Origin of the sequence: Aquimarina megaterium XH134 (assembly GCF_000520975.1) — a bacterium.
GTDB classification, from domain to species: domain Bacteria; phylum Bacteroidota; class Bacteroidia; order Flavobacteriales; family Flavobacteriaceae; genus Aquimarina; species Aquimarina megaterium.
The window spans coordinates 1-5756 of record NZ_JACB01000101.1; the positions used below are offsets into that span (position 1 = coordinate 1).

The 5756-nt window shown below is 35.5% G+C and carries 3 protein-coding genes; all 3 read left to right on the top strand.

Features of this window, described 5'->3' with window-relative positions:
• Positions 1-310, top strand: a 310-nt coding sequence (locus Z053_RS29510; protein WP_035097139.1) for a type IX secretion system membrane protein PorP/SprF, incomplete at its 5' end; no start/stop codon positions are given.
• A gap of 599 nt (positions 311-909) precedes the next feature.
• The gene (locus tag Z053_RS0127170) at positions 910-1254 is read left to right on the top strand and encodes a hypothetical protein (protein ID WP_025668122.1); all 345 of its coding nucleotides are present in this window, start codon (positions 910-912) and stop codon (positions 1252-1254) included.
• 383 nt (positions 1255-1637) lie between these two features.
• The coding region (locus Z053_RS29515; protein WP_035097145.1) for a choice-of-anchor L domain-containing protein at positions 1638-5756 on the top strand (4119 nt) is incomplete at its 3' end.

Sequence of the window (5756 nt, forward strand, 5' to 3'; positions counted from 1 at the left end):
GAGTGATGATGTTAAGTTTAAGCCAGCTGTTTTGAGTAAGCTGGTATTTGGCGCTCCATTACAGGTAGATGTTTCAGCTAACTTTTTATTGTATGATCGTTTAACACTTGGAGCTGCTTATCGATGGAGTGCTGCCTTAAGTGGTACTATAGGGTTTCAGATCTCAGATGCATTAATGATTGGTTTTGCATATGATCGAGAAACGACAGAGTTAGGTCAGAGTCAATTTAATGATGGGAGTTATGAGGTATTTCTCAGATTCGAACTCTTCAAAAAGTACAATAGAATGCTAACACCTCGTTTCTTTTAACCAAAATTACATAGCATATCAAATAACATCATACTATTTATTTACCATTATAATTTACTGTATAGAAATATTTTGTTTCAGTAGATGCAAAGGGTAAATGAAATGACATCTACTATAGTTTCTTACATATCTAATCTTTTTCTTACATCAATAACCAATTACATGATTATAATTATGGTAAAACCATATTTATTTTGAGTTTTTAATGTATTTGTAATTAAGGATTTATATATAAATTTATGATGTTGAGAAAAACATGGTATAAGTCATTATTTTTTAAATTATTGTTGCGTATATAAAAAAATTACATTCGATAAATATATTTCCTTGTATAATCTACTGATGTACTTTCTTTTTTAACGCTTAATGGCACTATTGTTAAAATTGTATAACTACATTCCAATGGTTTTCTTTCCAAATTAGAAACACATAAATTTTTAATGAGTAAGTGAATAGTGATTCACACTAAAAAATATCAAAATAGATAAGGAATAAACAACACTAAATACAAATAAAAAACAATCCAGCAATTATAAAACTTTTGGCGAGCCAGTAATTGTAAGGATTTGAATAACGATAATTTAAACTAAACCACCATTATGAGGTTCCTTTTTTTTATATCAAAAGATATATCTTCTTTTATTCAGAATATCTATACGAGCTATATTCTAAAGCAAGTTGATAACTCACCTAATTATAGAGCGTTATTTTTAACAGGAATAATTACCATTTTATTGGGAACATATTCTTTTATAGCATATTCCTTTTTAGAAACTTCTTCGGTTCTTATAGAGCATAAAAACTATCATAATACCCAGAGAAAAACAGGGGAAATTACTACCAATTTTAGTGATAAATGTGCTCATAGATTTCTTTCGGAATCTAACCTTCATAAAGAGAGATGTTTACGTCTTAATAACAAAAATTACAAGATATTTTGCTAGTAGAGAGAATAACCATTCGTCGAAATAAAATAGCTTTTTATCGATAAAAAGAGGCTTTTTGACACTATTTCTCGCTTTTTTAACAAAAAAAAAAGTTAATATTGCCCAAATATAATTGTTGGATTTTTATAGTTTTTTATTTCATAATTCATACCCCAAACAAAGAAATATGATGAATTTTACTCAGTTATTACATGATAAAAAAAGAATAATTTCTTTTTTATACATATACAACATATTACCCTTGGTAACTACATCTTTATTTCTTCAAAATCATAAGACTTGCTTAGATATAGGTATATACGATATTTCTAAAAACAACTATACTAATTCCTTTAAATCGTTCCAAAACAATAACACAACCAATTTACTATAACTAGCCTATGAAAATTTTTACTTTTTTTCAGACCAAAAACATCAATCAAAAAAGAACCGTACTGGTATTGGGTCTTTTTTTGATAGTAAGTAATTTTTCCTATTCTCAGGCAACTTTTGTAGGTAACCCTACCGATGCGGCTATGTTAAGTGTATTAGATGGTGATGGAGTAGGATTATCTAATGCCACTCTCGAAAATGGAAACAGAGCTTCGCAATTAGCAACATTTTCTAATGGTACAGCAGGAGCTAATCTTTCTTTAGATGGAGGGGTTTTAATGTCTACTGGTAGTGCTACTCAGGCATTTGGAAGTAATGGTAATGCGGCATGGCCTAATAATTCTGGAGTGCAGGCAAGTATTGATGCACTACCACTTGCTCCTGGTGGTGTTTATAGCGATCCGGATATTACTGCAATAGATGCAACTGCGGTACATGACGTGGTTGTCTTTTCATTTGATGTAGTTTTAGAACCTGGATTTACAGATTTAAAAGTAGTGTATCAATTTGGATCTGATGAATTTCCAGATTATGTGGGAAGTGTATTCAATGATATTTTTGGATTTTTTGTTTCTGGTCCCGGAATAACTGGTACTCAGAATATAGCTTTAGTGCCGGGAACAACAAGCCCTGTTGCGGTGAATACGATAAATGCAGGATTTGTAGGATGTAATGATGATGCCGCTACAGAAGATTTAACAAACTCTGCTTTTTATATTAATAATGGACATGACACATCGGCTGCTGCCTGTAATACTAATCCTGGACCTTTTACAATATTTACAGAATATAATGGTATAACACAACAATTAACAGGAGTACTTTCTGGGTTACTGCCAGGTAATACGTATCGATTTAAAATGGCAATTGCAGATACAGGTGATCCTACATTAGATTCTGGAGTTTTTATAAGTACAATATCTGGAGATAGAGATTCTGATGGAGATGGCCTTTCTGATGCCAGAGATCCTGATGATGATGATGATGGTATTTTAGATATAGATGAATCAGGAGCAGCAGGTGAACCTAATTTGGATGTTGATGGAGATGGCATACCGGCATATCTTGATGATAATGATAATAATTTTACAATTGGAAATGTAGATGGAGCTGTGGAAACTCAATTTGATTTTGATGGAGATGGTATTTCCAACCATTTAGATTTGGATAGTGATAACGATGGTATCCTAGATGTTATAGAAGCAGGAGGGACTGATCCAGATAATGATGGTGTTATCGGTACAGGAGTACCTACTGATGTAGATGGAGATGGATTAGCAGATACTGTTGATAATATAGATAGTGGTAGTGGAGCAGGAGAGGTTACAACGGGAACACCACTTCCTACTCCTAATAGTGATGGTTCTGGTAATGATAATTATCTTGATATTGATGCAGATGACGATGGAATAGTAGATAATATTGAAGCACAGACAACTACAGGGTATCTAGCCCCTTTACTAAACGATGCAGATTCAGATGGTATTGATGATCGTTATGATATAAATTCTGGAGGATTTCCGCTAATACCAATAAACACAGATGCAGGTACTCCTAATAGTGATACGGTACCAGATTATCTGGATTTAGATTCAGACGGTGATAATGAAAGTGATACTATTGAAGCATATGATACTAATGATGATGGTATTGCAGATACTGTACCAGCAGCATCAGATGCTGATAATGATGGTTTGGATGATAACTTTGATGTAGATGATGCCAATTTAGACCCTACAAATGGCGGTCAAACAGCGACCAATCCTTTTCCTAATACTGATAGCCCGGGAGGAGAATCTAACTGGAGAGAATGGATAGATATTTCACTTTTAAAGATAGACACTTATGTAGATACAAATACAAATGGTGTTATGGATGCAGGTGATACAATCACTTATGTCTTTACAATAACTAATACTGGAGGAACAACATTAACCAATGTGACAATTATAGATTCGGGGATAACTGTTAGTGGTACTCCAATTGCGAGTTTAGCTTCAGGGGCAACCGATAATACAACTTTTACAGGGACATATACACTTCTTCAGGCAGATATTAATACAGGTAGTTATAGTAATAGCGCAACAGTAAATAGTGTAGATGTTAATGGAAATTTAGAAACAGATACTTCAGATGATCCTGATAACGCTACTAATGTAGATCCAGATGGAGATAATGATCCAGATGATCCTACAGTGACTACTTTTACTTTCATCGATACAGATAATGATGGTGTTCAGGATGGTGTTGATTTGGATAATGATAATGATGGAATTTTGGATACAGTTGAACAAGAATGTACAACACTTACTTACATAGGAAGTGATCAAGTGGTAACTGTACCTGCAAATGCTATAGGTATGATTGTTAAAGCTTGGGGAGCCGGTGGAGGCCATGAAATAGTTGGTTCAGGTGGCTATGCAGGGGCAGGAGGGTATACGGAAGCAACTTTCGATAATACAGTGGTTATACCAGGTACACAATTTTCAGTAATAGTAGGAAGTGGAGGAAACCAGACAGGAAGACCGGATGAAAACAGCCCTTTAGCAGTTTATGGTTTTGGCTCTGTTTCCGGACATGATCAAGGTGGAGGATTATCGGGTATTTTTACTGGAAATACGAGTGTTTTAGAAACAGATATGGCTAGAGCATTAATCGTTGCTGGCGGTGGCGGTGGATATGAAAATAGTGGAGGAGTTCCGGATATTGGAGCAATAGGGAATAATGGTAATAGCCCAAGTTCTGGTGGAGAATCTTCTATGAGAGGTTCTTCTGATAATATTTTAGGAACAGGTTGTACTCCTTCTCCAACAACTGCACATTTCTCTGGAGGAGGAGGTGGTTATCAGGGAGGAAATCGAACATCAACTCTGAGTCCTAATTACTCGGGTGTATATGGAACATGTGGTAATACTATAGCCGCTGCAAATGGAGGAAGTGGTTTTGTTGCTGCTTCAGCTATAAATTCTAAACTATTATTCACTCCGGATGGAACTTCAACACCGCCTAACACAAATGATTCTGGGTATATTGCTGGAGTTGGAACTGCGGGAACTTTAGCTTCTAACCCTGGAGGAAATGGATTAGTAGTTATTTGTTGGATTATTGATACAGATAACGATAGCATTGGAGACTATTTAGATTTAGACAGTGATAACGATGGGATTTATGATGTTATTGAAGCTGGGGGAACTCTTAGTGGCGCTGTAGGACAAGAAGGTAGACATAATGATGATAATAACAATACAAATAATATGGCTACTAACGGAGTCCCTTCTTTTGCCAATGGCGGAGCAGGAAATACTCCAACAGATACAGGTAGTAATGGTAGTCTGGATTATATAACACTAGATAGTGATGGAGATGGTTGTAGCGATGCCAATGAAGCTTATGCCGATGCAAATGCTGATGGAGGTGATGGCGGAGTGTATAATCCTTCTAACACTGCAGCAGAACCATTAACAGTTGGAGCAGGTACAGTAAATACAAATGGAGTAGTGGTGGCAGCAGCGTATACCACTCCTGCGAATGCAGATGGTATAGCACCAACAAATAATACACAGTTTGATTTTCAACAAGCCGGAGCGGTACCAACTATAACTACACAACCAGTTAATATAATAACTAATGGAGTAGGTTCTGTTACATTTGAAGTAGAACCAGATATAAATTATTATGCATATCAATGGCAGGTTGATGATCAAAGTGGTGGCGGTTTTGTCACCATTGACCCGGCCAATGTCGTAGATATTTATACAGGTAGTGATACTGCAATATTAACATTAACAGGAGCAACTGCAACTGAAGATGGATATGTATATCAAGTGATTATAACAGATAGTTCTTACATTTGTTCGTCTACTACCTCTAATTCTGCGACTTTAACTATTGACACTACTGCTCCTACAGCAGATACGTTTACGACTAATGATATTACACCTACTTTAACCGGAACCGGAGAAGCAAATGAAACGTTAACGATTACAGTAGATGAAAACGGTGATGGTACTCCAGAGGTTACTTATACCGTAACGACAGATGCATCAGGAGACTGGAGTATTGATACTGGAGTTGCAGTACCAGATAGTGGTAGTTTACCAGTACTAACCGATAATGATACCTTAGAT

Excerpts from the sequence above, each read along its gene's own strand:
- Z053_RS0127170 (WP_025668122.1), top strand. The coding sequence starts at position 910 with ATGAGGTTCCTTTTTTTTATATCAAAAGATATATCTTCTTTTATTCAG.